At 37.5% G+C, this 19669-nt stretch carries 21 protein-coding genes; 9 read left to right on the top strand and 12 right to left on the bottom strand.

The window, feature by feature from the left end; translation table 11 throughout:
* Positions 1-132: 132 nt before the first annotated feature.
* From MHH33_RS15705 to MHH33_RS15690, 4 genes are all read right to left on the bottom strand, one after another.
* Positions 133-1125, bottom strand: a complete 993-nt coding sequence (locus MHH33_RS15705) for an ABC transporter substrate-binding protein (RefSeq protein ID WP_016428460.1) — start codon at positions 1123-1125, stop codon at positions 133-135.
* 171 nt (positions 1126-1296) lie between these two features.
* Positions 1297-2646: a sigma 54-interacting transcriptional regulator gene (locus MHH33_RS15700; RefSeq protein ID WP_342542283.1), complete on the bottom strand. Its 1350-nt coding sequence runs from the start codon at positions 2644-2646 to the stop codon at positions 1297-1299.
* A gap of 124 nt (positions 2647-2770) precedes the next feature.
* Positions 2771-3643 carry an aminoglycoside phosphotransferase family protein gene (locus MHH33_RS15695; RefSeq protein WP_342542282.1) on the bottom strand — a complete coding sequence of 291 codons (873 nt, stop codon included), beginning with the start codon at positions 3641-3643 and terminating at the stop codon, positions 2771-2773.
* A 31-nt stretch (positions 3644-3674) separates the two neighbouring features.
* Positions 3675-4658 carry an aldo/keto reductase gene (locus tag MHH33_RS15690; protein WP_342542281.1) on the bottom strand — a complete coding sequence of 328 codons (984 nt, stop codon included), beginning with the start codon at positions 4656-4658 and terminating at the stop codon, positions 3675-3677.
* A 201-nt stretch (positions 4659-4859) separates the two neighbouring features.
* On the opposite strand from MHH33_RS15690, the gene MHH33_RS15685 reads away from it, so the two are divergent.
* Positions 4860-5555, top strand: coding sequence for a class I SAM-dependent methyltransferase (locus MHH33_RS15685; RefSeq protein ID WP_342542280.1), 696 nt, complete (start codon positions 4860-4862; stop codon positions 5553-5555).
* A 160-nt stretch (positions 5556-5715) separates the two neighbouring features.
* Here the strand turns inward: MHH33_RS15685 and MHH33_RS15680 are convergent, their stop codons facing one another.
* Positions 5716-6243, bottom strand: coding sequence for a hypothetical protein (locus MHH33_RS15680; protein ID WP_016428455.1), 528 nt, complete (start codon positions 6241-6243; stop codon positions 5716-5718).
* A 203-nt stretch (positions 6244-6446) separates the two neighbouring features.
* On the opposite strand from MHH33_RS15680, the gene MHH33_RS15675 reads away from it, so the two are divergent.
* Entirely contained in the window at positions 6447-7289 is an 843-nt protein-coding gene (locus tag MHH33_RS15675; RefSeq protein ID WP_342542279.1) for a DUF1206 domain-containing protein, read from the top strand.
* 14 nt (positions 7290-7303) lie between these two features.
* Here the strand turns inward: MHH33_RS15675 and MHH33_RS15670 are convergent, their stop codons facing one another.
* Positions 7304-7759 (bottom strand): methylated-DNA--[protein]-cysteine S-methyltransferase, encoded by a 456-nt coding sequence (locus MHH33_RS15670; RefSeq protein ID WP_342542278.1) that lies wholly within the window; start codon positions 7757-7759, stop codon positions 7304-7306.
* Positions 7760-7960: 201 nt separating this feature from the next.
* Here MHH33_RS15670 and MHH33_RS15665 point away from each other — a divergent pair, with 201 nt between their 5' ends.
* The 4 genes from MHH33_RS15665 (at position 7961) to MHH33_RS15650 (ending at position 11287) form a co-directional block, all read left to right on the top strand.
* Complete coding sequence (locus MHH33_RS15665; protein ID WP_342542277.1) at positions 7961-8506, top strand: Ada metal-binding domain-containing protein; 546 nt, start codon at positions 7961-7963, stop codon at positions 8504-8506.
* 14 nt (positions 8507-8520) lie between these two features.
* Positions 8521-8733, top strand: a complete 213-nt coding sequence (locus tag MHH33_RS15660) for a hypothetical protein (RefSeq protein WP_342542276.1) — start codon at positions 8521-8523, stop codon at positions 8731-8733.
* A 148-nt stretch (positions 8734-8881) separates the two neighbouring features.
* Complete coding sequence (dacB, locus tag MHH33_RS15655; RefSeq protein ID WP_342542275.1) at positions 8882-10372, top strand: D-alanyl-D-alanine carboxypeptidase/D-alanyl-D-alanine-endopeptidase; 1491 nt, start codon at positions 8882-8884, stop codon at positions 10370-10372.
* A gap of 72 nt (positions 10373-10444) precedes the next feature.
* Positions 10445-11287, top strand: coding sequence for a GNAT family N-acetyltransferase (locus MHH33_RS15650; protein ID WP_342542274.1), 843 nt, complete (start codon positions 10445-10447; stop codon positions 11285-11287).
* A gap of 63 nt (positions 11288-11350) precedes the next feature.
* On the opposite strand, the gene MHH33_RS15645 is transcribed toward MHH33_RS15650, so the two are convergent.
* Positions 11351-11923 carry a GNAT family N-acetyltransferase gene (locus MHH33_RS15645; protein WP_016428448.1) on the bottom strand — a complete coding sequence of 191 codons (573 nt, stop codon included), beginning with the start codon at positions 11921-11923 and terminating at the stop codon, positions 11351-11353.
* Between the two features lie 305 nt (positions 11924-12228).
* A complete protein-coding gene (locus MHH33_RS15640; protein WP_342542273.1) occupies positions 12229-12435 on the bottom strand; it encodes an NUDIX domain-containing protein in 207 nt (68 codons plus the stop codon).
* Positions 12436-12533: 98 nt separating this feature from the next.
* Here MHH33_RS15640 and MHH33_RS15635 point away from each other — a divergent pair, with 98 nt between their 5' ends.
* Positions 12534-13622 carry an AI-2E family transporter gene (locus tag MHH33_RS15635; protein ID WP_342542272.1) on the top strand — a complete coding sequence of 363 codons (1089 nt, stop codon included), beginning with the start codon at positions 12534-12536 and terminating at the stop codon, positions 13620-13622.
* Positions 13623-13672: 50 nt separating this feature from the next.
* Here MHH33_RS15635 and MHH33_RS15630 read toward each other — a convergent pair whose 3' ends face one another.
* The 3 genes from MHH33_RS15630 to MHH33_RS15620 form a co-directional block, all read right to left on the bottom strand.
* A complete protein-coding gene (locus tag MHH33_RS15630; RefSeq protein WP_342542271.1) occupies positions 13673-13900 on the bottom strand; it encodes a hypothetical protein in 228 nt (75 codons plus the stop codon).
* A gap of 23 nt (positions 13901-13923) precedes the next feature.
* Complete coding sequence (locus tag MHH33_RS15625; RefSeq protein ID WP_016428444.1) at positions 13924-14229, bottom strand: DUF3243 domain-containing protein; 306 nt, start codon at positions 14227-14229, stop codon at positions 13924-13926.
* Between the two features lie 93 nt (positions 14230-14322).
* On the bottom strand, positions 14323-15084 hold the full coding sequence (locus tag MHH33_RS15620) for a hypothetical protein (protein WP_342542270.1): 762 nt from the start codon (positions 15082-15084) through the stop codon (positions 14323-14325).
* Between the two features lie 555 nt (positions 15085-15639).
* Here MHH33_RS15620 and MHH33_RS15615 point away from each other — a divergent pair.
* The gene (locus MHH33_RS15615; protein WP_342542269.1) at positions 15640-16866 is read left to right on the top strand and encodes an ATP-binding protein; all 1227 of its coding nucleotides are present in this window, start codon (positions 15640-15642) and stop codon (positions 16864-16866) included.
* 310 nt (positions 16867-17176) lie between these two features.
* Positions 17177-18733 (top strand): sensor domain-containing diguanylate cyclase, encoded by a 1557-nt coding sequence (locus tag MHH33_RS15610; protein WP_342542268.1) that lies wholly within the window; start codon positions 17177-17179, stop codon positions 18731-18733.
* 130 nt (positions 18734-18863) lie between these two features.
* On the opposite strand, the gene MHH33_RS15605 is transcribed toward MHH33_RS15610, so the two are convergent.
* On the bottom strand, positions 18864-19601 hold the full coding sequence (locus MHH33_RS15605; RefSeq protein WP_342542267.1) for a hypothetical protein: 738 nt from the start codon (positions 19599-19601) through the stop codon (positions 18864-18866).
* Positions 19602-19669 lie beyond the last annotated feature (68 nt).

Here is a 19669-nt window from a genome sequence, read left to right as displayed (position 1 = left end):
ATTTGAGCCTAACTTGAATAGGCAAAAACCAACGCCTATCAAGTTAAACCCTGAATATCAATCACCAAGATGGTACGTGACAATTCATACATCCTATTGAAAGCCGTTTAGCTCATTTGAATTAGTAATTAGTTACTCTTGAAGAAAACTTCCATTCACAACATCATCTGCTTTTAAGTCTTTCTCAAGCATGTCTTGATCTTTATAAAACTGAATAGCATTTTCTGCTGATTGATAAATCGAACCTTTTTCGCTTTCAGTACCAAATAATTTCGCGTTATCTTCTTTTGTAAAGAATTTCAATCCAGTGACTGTTGCTTCAAATTCTTTTACGTCGATATTAAGACCTTTTGCCATAATTTCATTTGCTTCTTTTTCATTTTCTTTCCAATAATCCATTGCTTCACCCATTGCTTTTACAAAGGCTTTTATATCCTCTGGGCGGTCTTTTATCACGTCTTCTTTAAAAGCAACTGTATCTAGGATGATGCCTGGTAAATCCTTTGTTGTTAATAAAACTTTTCCGTTAGCCTCCGCACCTTTAGTCAACCAAGGTTCCCATGTAACAGCGGCATCTACTTTACCAGCTGCAAAGGCTGCACCAGCGTCACCAGCTGACATTTGAACAACAGTAATATCATCTTCCGTTAATCCACCTTGCTCTAATGCTGTTAAGGCAAGCATTTGGCTAGTTGAACCAACTTCAAAAGCAACTTGTTTGCCTTTCAAGTCTTTCACATCATTAATATCACTTTTCACGAGAATTCCATCACCGCCGTATGAATCATCCAATAACCATACAACTTGGACAGGAATATCAGCTCCTGCTAATGTGACTTGTACATCTAAAGCAGTCGCCATTCCGTCAATTTTGCCACCTGCTAATGCAGCTTTACGTTCTCCCAAACCTTCAATAATTGAAAGCTCCACATCCAGACCATTTTTCTCGAAAAAGCCTTTTTCCTTCGCTAAGAACAGTGGTCCATAACCTGTCCATGTAGGAAGAGTTACTTTTAACGGTTCTCCTGATTTACCAGAAGCAGTGGATTCACCTTCTTTACCACATGCGCCCAACGTGACTAGCAACATAAGCGAACATAAAACTAACAACCATTTTTTCAACATAATTTCCCCCTATTACTAAAGTATGTGACTATCTAAAATATCAAGTCCCTGGCCAGTAGGGGCTTAATCGTGTTACCGGATGATTTCGAGATTCTGAAAATTAATAATGGGTAGGTGAGTTAGGAAAGTATACTCTTAAAGGTTAACCAACAAGTATTGCTCTTTTAATGTTTAAGTGATTTTATCCATTTCATCTTCCATAGGGGAGCTGGTATATTTTTTTAACTTTCTAACGACTGAAGGTTGGCTGATTCCAAGGACGTGGGCCATTTCTGTTGTCGTTTTATACCTTTTTTGTGTATTCAGCAGTACTTTCTTCTCTACAAACTCCAAAATATGTGGCAAGGTTTGTCCATCAAAGTCAATCCCTATTTGTTCTCCTTCAGAAGGTTGATAGTGTAATGGTAAATCTTTAAGCGTTATTTTATTCGAATCACTTGTGATGAAAATCCGTTCCAAAACATTTCTCAGTTCACGGAAGTTTCCTTTCCATTCAAGTTGGAGAAGGTGAATATATAGATCATCTGCTATTTTCTTTTCATCGTTATACTGATCGATAAAGCCCTTTACATATAAGGAAATCGCTTTTTCAAGATCCTCGGGTCTTTCTCTTAGAGGTTTCAAATGAATGGGGGCGATATGAAGAAGATAGAATAAGTCTTCCCGCAGTTTTCCTTCTTTGGCTAATTCATCGAATGGAGTTTCACTCAACGCTATAATTCTGGCTGTAGTGTTTTTGTTCAAAAGGTAGAATAATTTTGCTTGTGAAGCTAGCGATAGTTGATCCAGTTCTTTTAATACAAGTGAACCGCCAGAAGCTATGGATAAATAGCCTTGTGATTGGGACTCTTGATTACCAATGAAAGCGATTTCAAATACAGCTTCAGGAATTGTACTGCAGTTAACTTCAATAAATGGACCATCACTTCGATTACTTTGACTGTGAATAAATTTTGCCAAGGTAGTCTTGCCGACACCACGTTCACCATGAATGACAATCGGAGCATCGATGCGTGCGATTTTCAGGGCTGTATTAACTGCACGCGCAGAAGATTGACTCTCCATAATGGATCCATCAATTTGAATATGCTGATCTCTTAGATGGGCAAGTTCTTCTTTGACCTTAGACATTTCAGTCTCTAAATCTTGCAAGTATTCTTTCATAACAATGAGCTCTGACAGTTCGTAAGAATAACTGATGACGAACTCGACTTCACGTTGTTCATTGAAAAGGGGAATGCCGGTAATTAATACTTTTCGTCCAGAGGGTGTAGTTTGAACGGTCACGATTTTCTTCTTTTTTTCCACAACTTCAGGAGTAATTGCTGGAGAAAAAATTCCTTTCGCTTCCAAGTCAAAAACAGACTTTCCTAAAAGTTCCACAGGGGTCAGGCCATAATGTTCGCCGCTGATTTGCGTGACTTTAATGATTTTTCCTTCCCGAGTTGTGATGATAATGTCTTCGTCGTGTGTGTCCATTATTTCTTCATCGGTATTTGGCAGTAATAACATTGTATTCATTCCTAACTCCTTTATTCAGTATTGTATAAGACTATACAATACTGAATAATCTAATTACAAGTGTAATTTAAAATATTCTAAAAATTTATTTGTTTTGAAATAAAAGTCAACAAAAAAACGCCTTTCAAAAGGCGTCCAATTTGGCTATTAAATTTTGAATATATTCGTCGGAACGATGCTTCAAGACTTTTTGGTTCAGGTCATTGATACCGGAATCGGTCCAACCTTCATAGACATCTAAATGCTCATCCACAAAATCCAGGAAAGCGAGAATATCCCAATAGGGAGTATAGTTTTCATTGGATAATTGCATGTACGCTTCCAGAAAATAATCGGCAATTTTAATACCATATAGCATCACTAAGTTTATTCGGCAATGTGCAACATCTACCAAAGACGGACCTTTGCAAGCATTGATCCAATCAACGACACCATTCAATTCATTTCCTTCCCACAATATGTTGGTCGGATGGTAATCACGGTGAATTAAAACAGGTTGAAACTCGGGAGAATTTGAACTAACAAACTCAATGGCAAATAACCACGCCTGTTGTTGAGCAGTCCATGTAGGTATCGACACATTTGTAATATCCACATAGGAAGAGTAAGTCCATTTAAAGGTATCGGGAATTGTAGTTTGATGGATAGCATGCAGTGTACCAGCTAATTGATTTAAGCTGGTTGGTAGATTGCATATATCCAATCGAACTTTTCCGGGTATTTCAGTCATCAACAAAGCTTCAAATCTAGGAGTTGCTTCCGAAATGAAGTGTGGAGTTGGTACGGACATACACTCCATGAGCAATAAACTTTGCTTTTCATGTTCAATTAAATCTGGCTCGTCAGAAAGCCATTCACGATTCGTGATAAGCCTCGAGACGACAGATTGTCCTGTTAAAAGCTCATGCTTAGTCATCTCGGATGAAACGCCACCTTTTAATGTGGCACTTCTCCTAACACGATGTCCGGTCGCTTCTTCAATCCATTTTTCTAACATGAACTCACTCCTCGAAATATAACTACTCCTGTTATTTTTGAAGAACTTTCCAGGAAGCGCGTGAAATTTCTTCGAGTTCTCCCGCATCGAGTTTAAACGTTAATGCACCGACATTATCTTGTGCGTGATGAACTTTAGTGGCACCGGGAATCGCAAAAACCGTTTCTCCATGATAATGGATAGTCCAGTTCAAAGCTACTTGGCTGGCACTGACATTGTATTTTTCGCCAATGGCATCCAGTAAAGTTATGAGTGGTTTAGATTCTGCCAATCCTATTTCCTTGAATTTGCGTTGAAATCTACGAGGTCCTTTGGCATCGTGAATCAATGCAGGATTATCATGAAATTTCCCAGTTAGTATTCCTTGCTCAAGTGGCGAGTAAGCAATGATGGAAATGCCTAATTCCTTCGCGCGATCCAGAACTCCGTTTTCCTCCATACGTCGGTCCAGTAAACTGTATTTCACTTGATTCGAAGCCAGTGTCAGTCCGTTTTCACTAAGAATCCGGTGGGAATTGACCATTGCAGAAGCGTTGAAATTACTAACGCCGATATGGTTAATATGACCAGCTTTTACTAGCTCAATCATGGCCAGCATTTGCTTTTCAACAGATGAGAGTGAATAGGGTTGATGAATTTGGTACAAGTCGATCCTGCGATTTTGAAGAGCCTCTTTACGATTATTAATCGTTTTCGGAATGGAACCTGCTGTTCGAAGCATAGGCCACCATTTAGTCGCAATTCGAGCTTCTTCAGGGCTTGCACCTATATTTTCAAGCGCTTTCGCTAAAATTCTTTCGGACTCACCGCCACCATATACTTCAGCAGTGTCAAACCAATTGATGCCGCCATCCAATGACGTTTTAATGATGTTTTCCGTAAGTTCATCATCCAGTGCTCCCCAAAATCTGCCAACGACACCTGATCCTTTACTGAATTGCCAAGTCCCTAGTCCAAGGGGGGACAGGTGTAAATCTGTTTGGCCCAGAGTCCGCTTTATCATAGTATTTTCCATATATATCAGCCTCCAAAAGGGCATATGATTTATTAGTTCCAGCTCCAAGCACCAGTGTCTGGCTAGAAAGAAGCTTTTCGCTTTTATTGTAAAAGTGTACCATTTAGTCTCTTAAGATAGCGAATATGTAGCGGTTTGAAAGTTTCAATGAACTGTCCCATAATAGAAGGTAATAAATGATTAATTAATGGGGGAAACACAATGAAAGATGATTTGGAATTTGATCTGGAAATGGCAAGAGAATACGATAAAGGCATTCGCCGTGCTCTACCAACTTACGATGCATTGTTCCGGATGGTTCAGTCATTCCTTCGTGCGAATGTAAACGACTCCGCAAAAGTGTTGGTCATTGGAGCTGGCGGAGGAAATGAAATCGTGACCTTTGGAACAGCAAATCCTACGTGGACTTTCGCCGGAGTAGACCCTTCAGAAGCTATGCTTGAAGTCGCTATGCAAAAAGCGAAAAACGCAGGAATCGAAGATCGAGTGTCCATACATACAGGGATAGTTGAACAAATCGAATTTAATGAAACTTTTGATGCTGCCACATGTTTGCTTGTCCTCCATTTCGTTGAAACAGTTGAAGAAAAACTGAGTTTATTGAAAACAGTAAGAGAAAGATTGCAACCGGGAGCTCCATTTGTACTCGTATCGATGTTTGGTGATCAATCGAATCCAGAATTCGATGAGCGGATGAATTTATGGAAATCGATTTGGCTGGATTTAACTGATTTAACACAAGAAGATGTGGAGGCGATGGAAGAGTCGGTTCGTGAACTGTCATTCATACCTGCAACTCAGATTGAAGAACTCTTACAACAAGCTGGTTTCGAGCGGGTAACACAATTCTTTTCGACCACTCTATTTGGTGGCTGGATTGCGCATGCAACAAAATAAAAGACAGGGCAGAGGCCCTGTCTTTTGCTATTCAATCATGTAATTCAATTCTATCAGGAGGAAATTAATGGGCGAAACCGAATAAAACTTTGCTCATGCCGATTAAACTGAAGTTGATGCCGAATAAATCTTTATCCATGCCAAATAAACCGTAACGCAATTATTCAATCAGAGCTTCAAAATAGAAATTTGCTTTTTTGGAGAGTTTTAAAGGATCCAATTCGTTGAAATTAATATTCTTTAAGTTCTTTCTCTCAAACACCATATTGAAAATAGTCATGTTATCAATCGGATTACCTTCTAAATTCTTCATCTGATTTCCATCTTCATCTAAAGCCGGGACAGCAACGATAAAGTCAACTTCTGTCACTTCCGATTGTCTCTTTATATCCTGTAGTACACTAGCACAACTTGAGAGGATTTCGGCTTTAAAGTCTGCATAGATGTCATCTTCATAAATATAGGTCAATGCGATGACTTTCATTTTGCCAGTCGTCTCATCGAACTCCAGAACTTCTACAGCGTCTTCAGGAAATTCATGGCGATGACCGAAATTTTCTATGAGAGAATTTGCGATGCTTTTTTCCAATTCACTCCTTGGATGAGTTGATTCTTTTTTATTCACATCATCTGAACAACCAGATATCAAAAAAGTTAACATACATACAACAGTTAATAATTTCTTCAAATGTTACGTCTCCTTCTAATCGATTCCAGAAAAGTATAATAGATTGCACCAAATATTAGTATATACTTCTAAAATTCTTATAGTTTCCCTTTATGCCCAGTAATCGCTTCTAATTTAATTAAAACCGCCTCTGTTGTAAGGTTTCCAATCTCACTCAAAAGGGAACTTCAGTTGTAAGAGTAAATGTAGAGGAAGTGGCCGTGATGAACACATCAACAGCACATGCGAAAGATAAAATGAGAGAAGCGAAACCTTGGGTACGGAGATTCGGGCGATTCGGCTATATGACAAAAGGTGTTGTTTACGGGATGATTGGAATCCTGGCGGCACTTGCTGCTTTCGGACCCGGAGGAGATACAACCGGAACTTCGGGTGCATTGCAATCCATTGCAGAAATGCAATTTGGAGATTTTGTTTTATGGGTCATTGGCATCGGCTTAATTGGTTATATCATGTGGGATTTCATAAAAGCTTTTAAAGATCCTGAAAACGAAGGAAATGATGCAAAAGGGCTGATTAAGCGGACCGGCTATTTTATTAGTGGGATTATTTATGCGAATTTAGCTTTTGGGGCAATTAAACTGGCAAGTCACACTGGAAACGCTGAAGGTGGAGGCGAAAAGACGATTTCAGCCAAATTGATGGAGCAGCCCTTTGGGGAATGGATAGTCGGTTTAGTGGGAGTTATCATCATTGGTTATGGACTTTATGAGCTCTATAGTGGAGTCAAAGAAAAGTTTATGGATAAATTCAAAACATATGAAATGAATGAAAAAGAACGTAAAATAGCACGACTTTCAGGAAAAATCGGATTGAACGCACGTGGAGTGGTACTGAGTATGGTAGGTTTCTTCTTTATCCGTACTGCCTATACGAATAACCCAGAAGAATCCAAAGGTTTGGGTGGGGCATTAGCGGAACTTGCCAGACAACCATTTGGCCAGTTGATTCTTGCTATGGTTGCTCTAGGTCTGATTTTATACGGTATTTATCAAATCATACGTGGACGCTATCAGCATATGAATTTTGGCTATCACGGTAAATAAGAGAAAAGAACCGTTCACTTTTGTGAATGGTTCTTTTCATGTTCAAGTAACCATTCTTTTCGCCATGTTTCCCACGCAAATCCGGACAGAGATCCATTTTTTCCGACCACTCGATGACAAGGCACAATGAGGGCTAATTTATTTTTCCCGATAGCCGATCCAACTGCCCGAACTGCTTTTTGTCTATTAATTTGGTGAGCAATCTCGGAGTAGCTGCTTCGTTTACCATATGGGATGTGGATGAGCTCATTCCATACTTCACTTTGAAAAATGGTGCCGTTCAACGATGGAATCGTAAAGTGTATAAGTTGACCTTTGAAATAAGAGTCAATCTCATGAAGGAAAAGTTTGACGATTTCATTTTCATGGGAATGCTTTTGTTCTTCTACGAACAATACAGATATAAGGTTTTCCTGAGTTGCTATTACTTCAATGAGTCCAATTGGTGAATTCAAATAGCCTCTATACATATGAACACCCCCTAGTCCTATTATAAATAACTTCAGTTCTGTATGCTTTTCAATTGTTGGCATTTAATTTTCAGACAGAAGTAATGTGTTACTATAAAGAAAAAAGTTTTGATAAACGATTCTGTTTTTTATCGTACAGTTTGGTGCATGTTTAGCATGAGCCGACAAGTATGAAAGCCACATAAAAGGGGGGCATTGCCCATGAAAGAATTTGAATGGATAGCCATCAGAAACAATGATAATCGCTTTGATGGTCGGTTCTTTTATGGGGTTTCGACAACACTTATTTTTTGTCGGCCATCATGCCCTTCCAAGTTGCCACTTCGTCAGCACGTCTCCATTTTTTTATCACAGGGTGCAGCCTTGGAGGCTGGGTATCGTCCATGTAAACGATGTTGTCCAGATGATGTGGCATTTGTTCAGCCGCGTTCACAAATTGTCAATCAAACCATCGAAATAATTGAAACACAATTAGCAGAACCTCTTACATTGAAAAAATTGGCTGAGCAACTATTTGTTTCTCCAACCTATTTACAGAAAGTATTTTCGAAAGAAATGAACGTATCACCAACACGTTATTTAATGAAAGCAAGAATGGATCTAGCAAAACAGCAACTCCTAACGACTGATTTGCAAGTAAGCGATATTGCTCAATCTGTCGGTTATCTGAATGCCGCCCATTTCTCAACAGCTTTCCATAAATACACCAATCAGTCCCCAACACATTATCGAACGGAGGTTCAGTAAAGGAAGTACTTCTTATGCGTGAATACATAGCTTTAATTGCCTTAAGTCTGTTTTGGGGTATATCATTCGTATTCATTTCAATTCTTAGCGATTTCTGTTCATATGATAGTTGGATTGGTTGTCATACTGTGTGGAGTGTACTTAACCACACGTCCAAAACTCACTTTTCTGAAGTGAGTTTTTTTAGTGTGACGAAAGAAGTGAAAATCTCCCGTTTGTTTACATAACCTTCATTCAGTCCACATATATAGAAATAGACATTCGACAGAGCGCATGTGAGAAAAGAACGTTTTTTACAATCACTCTAAAAATTACATAATATTCAAATTATTTTATGATATGCTCTCTCCAATACTATTTTTAGGAGGAACGAAGTTGAAAGTGAAAAAGTATATTCTAACTCTTTTTATAGTGATGCTCGCTTTTTATCCATTTACGGATGGAACCAAACAACAAACGGCTATTGCAACAGATGAATATGCCCAATTAGGAATCAGCATTAATAAAATTCTTCAGGACGAACGTCTCGACGGTGCCACCACAGGTGTGAGTATTAGGAAAGCCAACTCAGGAGAACTTATTTATGACCATTTTGGTGAAACGAGGTTGCATCCGGCATCGAATATGAAACTTCTCACAGGAGCAGCTGCTCTCGAAACACTCGGAGAAAATTATAAGTTCTCTACGGAAGTGTTGAGTGATGGCACTGTAAAAGCGGGAATGTTGTCGGGAGATTTGTACTTGAAAGGTAAAGGGGATCCTACGTTGTTAAAGCAGGACTTCGACGTATTTGCCAAGGATCTTGCAGCTCGTGGTATTAAGAAGATAAATGGAAACTTAATCGGTGACGATACCTGGTATGACGATGTCCGTTTGTCGCAGGATATTACTTGGACGGATGAATCCTATTATTACGCTGCACAAGTATCAGCACTAACGGCATCTCCGAATGCAGATTATGATGCAGGTACAGTAATTGTGGAAGCACATCCAAATTCAATTGTCGGTGAACCGGCAAAGATTAAAGTATTGCCTGAAACTGATGTGGTAAACATCATCAATCGTTCTAAAACGGTTGCTGCCGGAGAAGTGAAAGACATAACAATTGAACGGCAACATGGATCGAACAATATCATTATTGAGGGAACAGTCCCAGCGGGCGGCACTGTCACCCGTGAATGGATTGCGATTTGGGAGCCTTCCTATTATGCGTTGGACTTGTTCAAGACATCTTTGGAGGAACAAGGTATTAAATTTGTCGGTAAGCACAAAATCACGTTAGGCAAAACGCCTAGTGATGCTCAATTGCTGACTTTTAAAAACTCAATGGCACTGAAAGAACTATTCATTCCTTTCATGAAACTTAGCAATAACGGACACGCTGAAGTATTGGCAAAGGAAATGGGCAAAGTGGTTTACGGGGAAGGAAGCTGGGAGAAGGGACTTCAGGTGATAGAAGAGAATTCAGAGGAAATGGGTTTGAATATGGAAACAATCATGATCCGCGATGCTTCGGGCATGTCTCACGTCAATTTGATTCCTTCCAATGAAGTAACAAATCTTCTTGTGGCTGTACAAAATGAGCCATGGTACAAAACATTCTTATCTTCATTGCCAGTTGCAGGGATAAGTGACCGTTTTACCGGAGGAACTTTACGCAATCGAATGAAAACTGAACCTACTGTCGGAAATGTGAAAGCAAAAACAGGTACATTGACCGCCGTATCTGCCTTATCTGGATATGCCACCACAAAAGATGGTGAGTTGCTGACATTCTCCATTCTGATTAATAATGATTTGGCAGCTGTGACGCCAATTGAAGACCAAATTGCCACAGCGATTGCAAGTTATACAAAATCTAAATAATCAGTAGCTTCCCGCTCTAAAATGTGGGAAGCTATTTTTATGTAGAAATAATCAGAATAGAAGGAGAAATATATGTTTACGACAAAACAATTGCAAGACATTGAGACTCTTCAAAAAGAATGTGAAGCACATGATGGGATACAACTGAAACTGAACTGGGAAATGCTAAGGACCCGTGATTTGGAGGAACGTGACTTTCTTTATTATGAAGAAAATGAACTAGTTGCATTTTTAGGGATTTACGCTTTTGGTTCAACTGCGGAAGTATGCGGTATGGTAAAGCCAAGCGAACGCCGGAAAGGTCATTTTAAACGTTTGTTTATGAAGGCGATGGCAAAAGCAAAACAACAGAAATTCAAGAAAATTTTGCTCAACGCACCAGCTGAATCTCAGGAAGCGAAGGCCTTTTTGAATAAACATGACGCCGTTCCTGCATTTTCCGAACACCAAATGGAGTGGCAGGAAAGACCTCTTAATGAAGTAGAGGGTGTGACTTTACGAGAGGCAAAGAATGAAGATCTGGACATGAGAATTCGTTTGGACGTCGAGGCGTTCGGTGTACTAGAGGAAGATGCTAAAGCAATGGAAAGCAGAATAGAAAGCAGAATAGAAAGCGATGAAGATACCGATATGTTAATGATCGAAGTGGACACTCAAACAATCGGAAAGATTCGTATTAAGCGTGAAGATGGGCAAGCATGGATATATGGTTTTTCCATTCTTCCTGATTTCCAGGGGAAAGGTACAGGTCGAAAAGTGCTCCAAAAAGTCGTCAAAGAACAAAGTATGCAAGGCCATTCCGTGTATCTGGAAGTGGAAACAAAAAATGCTCATGCCTTGAATTTATATGAATCCGTGGGTTTTAAAGTAGTGCATGCCCAAGATTACTATCTATACAAAAATGAAAACGACTAAGTCAGCCGTTTCCGCAAAAAAGACGAAAGGACCGGAATGAACGGCTCTTTCGTCTGTACTGTATTAATAAGATTCAAGCATATTTGGTTTTTTGTCTGTCTTAAAGACGAGTACCTCGCTGGAAGGGTCGTATGAATCACCATAAAACTGCTCATCTTTAAAGGTATGGATATTTTCATAAGTCCACTTCATTGCGTTATAAATTTCTTCTTCATCCTGATCGGTAGGTGACCAATAGAGTATTTCAAGAACGGTATTTTCGCCGGTGGCTAAAGATCGACGAGTATAACCAATGCGGGATGCATGTTTGAAGTCTTCCCGGGCGTAAAATTTAAGGCGTTTTTCGGTATCCGTATCTTCATAATTTACAGGTTCGACTTCAAGGAGAATTGCTTTGTTCTTTTCTTTTAATTTGTTCAGAAGTTTGCGACCTAATCCTTCACCTCGGGCTTCTTTCGACACAAAAAGATAATCCACAAATACAAAGTTTTCAAACTCAACGTACATGAGCACGTGTTTTGGACCTTCATCTTTTATATAAACATTACCCTTTTCAGTCAGCAATGTCTCCATATGTTCTTTTGATTTCATTTCTTCGACTGGAAAATATTGATTTAACTTTTCATACCAATTCATTTAAACTTTCTCCTCCCAAAATTATCTTTTGCCTGGAGTTTTTGTTTTGTTGCGCGAAAATAAGAGGAACAAAGTAGGCGAGAAAATCCTCGGTATTATGTTTACCCAAAACCTCACAACTCTAAACATGTTTAATGAATAAAAGCCTAAACTAAGTGTTTCATCTTCACATATTTGAAAGTTCTCCAGTAAAATTCTTTTTTTGTTAAACGAAAGTAACAGAAGTTAAAACTAATCGCCATTATCAATTTTAAAATAGTAGTCTGGTCCAGAAAAAACATGACATAATTTCAAGTCCATTACGTTCAGACTGTTCCCTCCAGTACTTCCCGTCTAACTGTTTCTTCGAGGCTTACCCCTATGTCCATTAAACCAGCGGGAAACCCAAAAACTCCGGGTTTACGTTCTTGCGATAAAATTTCATTTTTATCATTTAAAATAATAACAAAGGATCCCGGTAGGAGAAGGGGACGGTGAACCATATGATGTCGAAGTTCCTCGTAATAATCCATTAGAAACTTCCTCACTTAACCATTTTCAAGTATGTATACCCGTTATTACCAAAAATAACTTATAATAAGAAAAACAAACATAATAGGACGTGAATGTATTGACGAAAAAGCTTTGGTTTCAAGTTGGGGTCGGGATTTTGCTGGCTTTACTTATTATACGAATGTTTATTGAAGTTAAAGGGATATTTTCGCCGCTTGTCATTATAGGGCAAACCATATTTTTACCTTTATTGCTTGGAGGGGTTTTATTCTATTTAACGAGACCTCTGCTTAATTTTTTAGAGTCAAAAGGCTGGCCGAGATGGACAAGCATTCTAGCTATCTTTATCGCGATTGGATTTTTCCTTTGGTTGTTCTCATTCATGATTGGTCCGGCAGTTACAAAGCAAGTGAATTCATTAGTTGAAGATGCACCAAAAATTACTAAAGATGTTCAAACCATGGTTGATTATGCACTTGATCAAAAAAATCGTTTACCTGATTCGATAAAAGAATCAATTGATAATCAGTCTTCAAAAGTGAATGACTTTGCACAAAGATTCGGTGTTGGGCTAATCACATTTATTCAAAGCATGTTCCAAGGGTTATTTTTATTGGTATTGATACCGTTTTTCCTTGTTTATTTATTGAAAGATCACGAGAAGTTCGCACCATTTGTTGCCAATTTCTTTAGTGGGGAACGGAAAACATGGATTCGTAAAACATTGGTCGATATTGATATCACACTGAAATCCTATATTCAGGGACAACTATTTGTAAGTTTTGCAGTTGGTATGATGTTGTTGATTGGATACTTAATTATTGGACTAGATTATGCACTCATTCTCGCTATTTTTGGGATGTTTATGAATGTCATTCCTTTCCTAGGTCCTTATATTTCTGTAATTCCTGCTCTTATTATAGGTTTCATTCAAGAACCACAAATGGCTATTTATGTAGCGATTATTATGCTGGTTGCACAACAGATTGAAAGTAATTTAATTTCACCGAATGTCATGGGAAGAGCTCTAGATATTCATCCTTTGACCGTTATTACAGTCATTTTGGCTGCAGGAAATATTGCCGGGTTATGGGGGATTATTCTTGCGATTCCAACTTACGCAGTGATTAAGACGATTTTGAAAAATGCTTATGCAAGACGCGCGGAAATCAAAGAAGCTGCAACTTCAACAGTTGAAGAAGAATGATGATAGAAATGTGAAAAGCCGGATCTCCAAAAGGAGAGTCCGGCTTTCGCTTATTCTGGATAACGTTTTTCACTTGAAGAAGTATCTTTTGAATGTCGTTTATTTTCTTCATCTTTTACTTTTTCAATTAATTCTTCAACAGGAACAGCATCCACGGTTTGCATGTCTTCATGCATATCGAAAAGGCTTTCCTTGTCTGTTTCCACTACATCTGGATTGTCTAATTTACGACCTTTTTGATTTTCACATTCTTTATCGTCAAAAGGGTTGTTCGTCATACGAATCCACACCTTTCAAATGCTTATTTTCTCACCATATTAACTAACATGTGAGCCAAAGCATGTTGCTGATCTTTATCGCCAGACTTCCATAATTCTTGTAACAAGTTTTCTTCGCTGTTACGAGGCTCTTCATTATTTGCTAAATAGCCTGCTACTTTTTCAGCAGTCTTTGCTAATTGCTCTTCGCCAAGACCTAATTTTTCACCCATTGCTACTTTATCGCCTAAATAAGATTTAAAGGTTGAAAAATTCGCTAAGATTTCTTCTTTTTTTTCTGAACTTACGTTATTTAATTCCTCTTGAACTTTACCTTGAATGTTTTCCATGTCATTGACACGCTCCTTTTCATCTTCTTAATGTTAGGTTTATCCTATTTAGTCATTGCTAAAACATCCCAATGTCCAAATGGGTATTTTTAACTATTGAAGAGGACAGAAACCGCATTTTTGCAATCCCGGAACATCTTTGGAGAAACAACATGTAGTTCGTACAGGAGAATTCAAAAGCTGTGCTGGCTCAAGGTCTTTTAAGTAGGCTTTAAATAATGAATGATTTGCGATTCCTTCCCAAACGTTTGATGATTTTAAGATCTCCAAATCAATGCGAGCTTGCTTTTCAGTCGCAGGATTTCCAAGAAGAACAGAGTAGTGCCATAGTAAAAATCCAAAAACGTTTTCCCACAATGTCAAAGGAGAGACAGAAGAGTGCTTTCGAATTTCTAGGATCAATGAATAAGTTTGTTCCTTCAATATTTTCTGTATGAGAGCTTCACGAGGAAGGTTCTCTACATCCATAAAGTCTTTCTTATCGATATACATACTGATACCCTTATTTCCATATTCAACATTAGCAGCAAACATCAAATCTTCATGTTGTCCCAACCATAATTCATCGTAAGTAGCCAGCATGACAAATTGTGTCGATATAAACATCCCATAGCGACGCATAAGGTAAGAAGCAGCAACCGTTTTGTTGCTAATACCCGTGATTGTTTGTACTACTGCCAGGAAATCAATGTCTTCCATTTGTTTACGTGTAAACAGTGGGTGAGCAGGAGGAATGATATAAGTGCTATACATATTTAATTGTCGGATTTGATCGTTCGTTAAAGTAGTCATAAATGTAGTATACAAAAAATTAACCGGTAAAGTGTTGACATATTTAGTGATAATGATTATCATTATCGTATACCAAAGACAATCTTTCTGAAAATTAGGGAAGAAGCCATGTCAGCGACTTTTCTCCAAATCGATGCTGATCATAAAAACACATTCTTAACCCCCCTCATCGTTAAGTTGTGTTAGTCAAGACTATGAATCCATGCACTTGTGCATGGATTTTTTTTAGCGTAGAATCCAAGCGATAATATTATTAAGTGGAGGCTTTTGTTCTTCAACTAACTGACCAGTGACAATAGTAGTCTTTCTTTAATATTACTGGGGTAGTTATATTAATATGAAAATACGTGTTAGTTGAAAAAGGATATTTTTTGAAGTTGCTTATCTACATAGCACAGAATAAATAATGAAATAGATACGCGCATTTCACATATTGTATATGCAATTTTCAAAGGAAAAGAGGAGTTTTAATGTTAAAATGTCGAATTAAATAGTAGTAGCTTTTTGTAAGAGTGGAATATCGTGGAAAAAGATATAGATAAAGAAATATATCGTCAAATCGTTGAATAAATAATTTACAATAATTGTTTGCAAATATACTTATTTAAGAGGGATAAAATGAATAATTCGGGTCAAATTATTTTGGTGTTAATTTCGATAACATTTACTACCTTTCAAAAGATTGTGAATTATGAGGTTTTTTTTACGATAGACTTTTTTATATTTACATTTATTGCTTGGCTTGTTGGAAGGCAATATGATAAAGCTCGTTACTATGAAAAACAGGCACGGTCTAGTGGGGAAAGCTATAAAAGGTTGATTGATTCATTGCCTGAATCAGTTATTATCCATCAGGATAATAGGATTGTTTATGTAAATAAAGCCACTGTTTGCATGTTTGGAGCTTCCAATATGGGAGACATAATCGGAAAATCCATACATGACTTTTTTGAGCCCGAGTACACAGAGCGTATTCATGAACGAGTAAAACAGGCAATGAAACAGAAACTTCCGTTAAACAGTATAGAACACAGAATGAAACGTTTTGATGGATCGATGTTCTTTTTTGAAGTTTCTTCATTGTATATCGTTTTTGGTGAAAAAGAGGCAATCCTTTCAATTGGAAAGGATATCACTATAAGAAAAGCACAGAACGAACAGCAACTCCAAAAGTCAGAAAAACTGGCTATGTTGGGTCAAATGGCAGCAGGTATAGCCCATGAAGTCCGTAATCCCCTAACTTCCATCAAAGGATTTATATATCTATTGAAGTCCAATGAGCTCAAAGATGAATATTTTGATATTGTAGAATCAGAGCTTGAACGGATAAATTCAATCGTAGGTGAATTCATGGTTCTCGCCAAACCAAGCGTAGCAACTTTTCTAGAACAAGATATTACGGTATTGATAAAAGAAATAGTAACCTTAATTAATACTCAGTCAATATTGAACAATGTTCAAATTTTTGTTGAGTTTGAAAGTGATTTGCCAATGGTGAGTTGCGATAAAAATCAGTTAAAGCAGGTTTTTCTAAACCTTCTTAAAAATTCAATCGAAGCCATGCCTCAGGGGGGAAGTATTGAGGTTAAGGTTAAGAAAAAAGAAGAAGATAAAATTTCTATTCAAATTATTGATGAAGGTATCGGAATTCCAACAGAACGATTGCCAACACTGGGAGAGCCATTTTATACAACAAAGGAAAAGGGTACTGGTCTTGGACTAATGACCTGTTATAAGATAATCGAAAGTCATAACGGTAAGTTAACAATTGAAAGTAAATTAAATGAGGGAACAACGATAGAAATAATATTACCTACTATTACCCAATCGTTATTGAAAGCATAACTAGCTAATACGAATTGTGACATAAGAAACTTTAATAAACAGCACAGTTAATTAACTGTGCTGTTTTGTTTTGCAGTAATCATAAAACATTATGTAACTCATTTATTATCTTTCAGAATGTCCAATAATGAGGTGATAATTAATAGACTATTCACATTGACCCTTAATAGATGTAAAAGGAACGAAAGAGTTCCGAATTACCTGTCGAAGTTTTCTGATAATATACATTTTTATGGTTTATAACCAATCAATTCCTAAATAGTGTAATATATGAATGGATTATTGGACTAAATCAATTGGAGAAAAAAATATGAAACCAAAAATGCTGAGTGTAAAATTGCTAATTTTAACACTGTTGGGCTTTGCCATGATTGGTACTTTAGCAGGAAGTGTTATTTCAGGAGTAGTAGTAAGTAAAAATAACCTTGAGAAGAATTACTTAATAGAAAATCAATTTTATGCAGAAAAGTTAGCTGATACAACGAATTCACTTTTTAGTACTATGTTAAAAAGTCTAACATTGGAATCTCAAGATAGTGAATATTTACATACAGATTCTACCGCAATAAATAAAGAATTAACGCATTTTTTGGATTCTACTACTTTTTTTAATTCTACGTTATTTGTTGATTCAAAAGGAAAGGTCGTTGCCTCAGCACCAGAAGTAAACTTGAAGGGTATACAATTGAACACGCCGGGTGCAAAAGAAGCTTTAATACAAAAAGTACCCTTAATATCACAGCCTTACATAAGTGTGACAGGAAGAATGATATTGCTTATTTCAGTGCCCGTCTTTGACGATAATGGTTCATACTTAGGGTTTCTTGCTGGAACCATATATTTACATGAGGACAATAGCCTGAAAAAAGTACTTGGTCAACATCCAAAACATCAAAATGATTCGTATGTATATGTAGTTGATTCTCATGGTGATATTATCTATCACCCCGATCCTATTAGAATTGGAGAAAATGCAATAGAGAACAAAATCATTCAGAAAGTGTTAAAAGGAGAAAATGGAGCTCAAGAGATTCTCGATACTAAAGGGATACCTATGTTAGCAGCATATGCAAGCTCTGCAAACAATTGGGGAATTATATCGCAAACACCTAAAAAAGCAATTTTAGAACCAACAATAGAAATGGCGAAGCAGGTGTGTTTAATCGCTATTCCATTTATGATTTTTGTTTTTCTAATGTCTCTTGTCATGTTGAAGAAAATTGTGGACCCGATAAGAAATTTATCCTTCTATGCCCAACAGATTACAGTAGATTCTTCGGTACCGAAACCTCACATTCCAGACTGGTATTTTGAATTAAAAGAATTGGAACGTGCTATTTTAATAGCTGTTGAATTTTATGAAAAAAAAATCATCAATGTTGAGAGTGAATCTAACCTGGACCCATTGACAGGTTACTATAATCGTCGTTCGTTAGAAGAGAAAGTTAATTCGTTAGAAATGTATTCGATTATCCTCCTTGATATTGACCTTTTTAAAACCGTGAACGATCAATACGGACATCAAGTGGGAGATGAAGTATTAAAATATCTTTCCACGTTAGTAAAAAATGAGACAAGGGAAAGCGATATGTGTTTCCGCATGGGTGGAGAGGAATTTTTGATTGTTCTTCCAGAAACCGATATTGGGACGGCTAATATGATTGCAGAACGAATTAGAAAAAAAACTGAAAACACCATAAGCCCATCTGGAAAACCGATCACTGTTTCAATGGGGATAGGAAATTCCTCAGAGACCGCAAATCATTTTTCTCAGTTACTTCACGCTACAGATAAAGCATTATATCAAGCAAAACAACAAGGAAGAAATAGAACAGTCATTGCAAATCCAATTAATATAGAGAATTGATAGTTTACTCAAGGGAAGATTGGCTTAAAGCGAGTGCTAATCATATTCAAAGCTGATATAAGGCATATTAAAAGAGCCCAATTCGGATGCGAATTGGGCTCAATTTGTATGCTTAATTTAGTTATTTGTACTATTCTTTACCATTTTTAGCTTTTGCGGCTTTTTCAGATACAGCAGCTTTTTTCTCTTCGACTTTAGCTTGAGTAGCAGCTTTTTTCTCTTCAGCTTTAGCTAGAGCAGCAGCTTTTTTCTCTTCAGCTTTAGCTAGAGCGGCAGCCTTTTTCTCTTCAGCTTTAGCTAGAGCAGCAGCTTTTTTCTCTTCAGCTTTAGCTAGAGCGGCAGCCTTTTTCTCTTCAGCTTTAGCTTGAGCAGCAGCCTTTTTCTCTTCAGCTTTAGCTAGAGCAGCTGTAGCTTTTTCATTTAATTCCTTCTCTTCATCAACTTCAGTATCAGGAGCTTCAACTACAGGAACATCAGTTTCAGGAACTTCAACTTCTAGAGTTTCTGGAAGTTCCGCTTCTGGAGCTTCTGGAGTTTCAGGAAGTTCTACTTCAGGAACTTCAGGTGTTTCAGCATTTTTCTCAGCCCATTTAGCTAATGCTTTATCAATGTTTTTTTGCAATGCAGCTTTTGCAGTTGGATTACTAATTTTCTCAATGTTTTTAGATAGTGCAAAAATATTGTTGGCAGTATAACCAGTTGGAACTAATGAAGCGATTTCTAAATCTTCAGCTGTAACAGTAGTGTCTTGAGAAACTTCTAAACTAGAATCTACTTTTTCAGTTTCGTTGGCCCAAACTTGTCCAGCAGAAGTTGTAATAAGTCCTGCAGCTAATATAGCAGCGCTTGCTTTTTTCCAATTTTTCATTTTCTTCACCTCTTAATAAATTTGCATCCCTTAGACGCTAATACATTTTTCGAAATATATTAATAACT

The sequence above is a fragment of the Paenisporosarcina sp. FSL H8-0542 genome, assembly GCF_038632915.1.
Taxonomy (GTDB): Bacteria; Bacillota; Bacilli; order Bacillales_A; family Planococcaceae; genus Paenisporosarcina.
The sequence above is the reverse complement of the archived record's forward strand: the minus strand, read 5'-3'. Positions and strand labels throughout refer to the sequence as shown.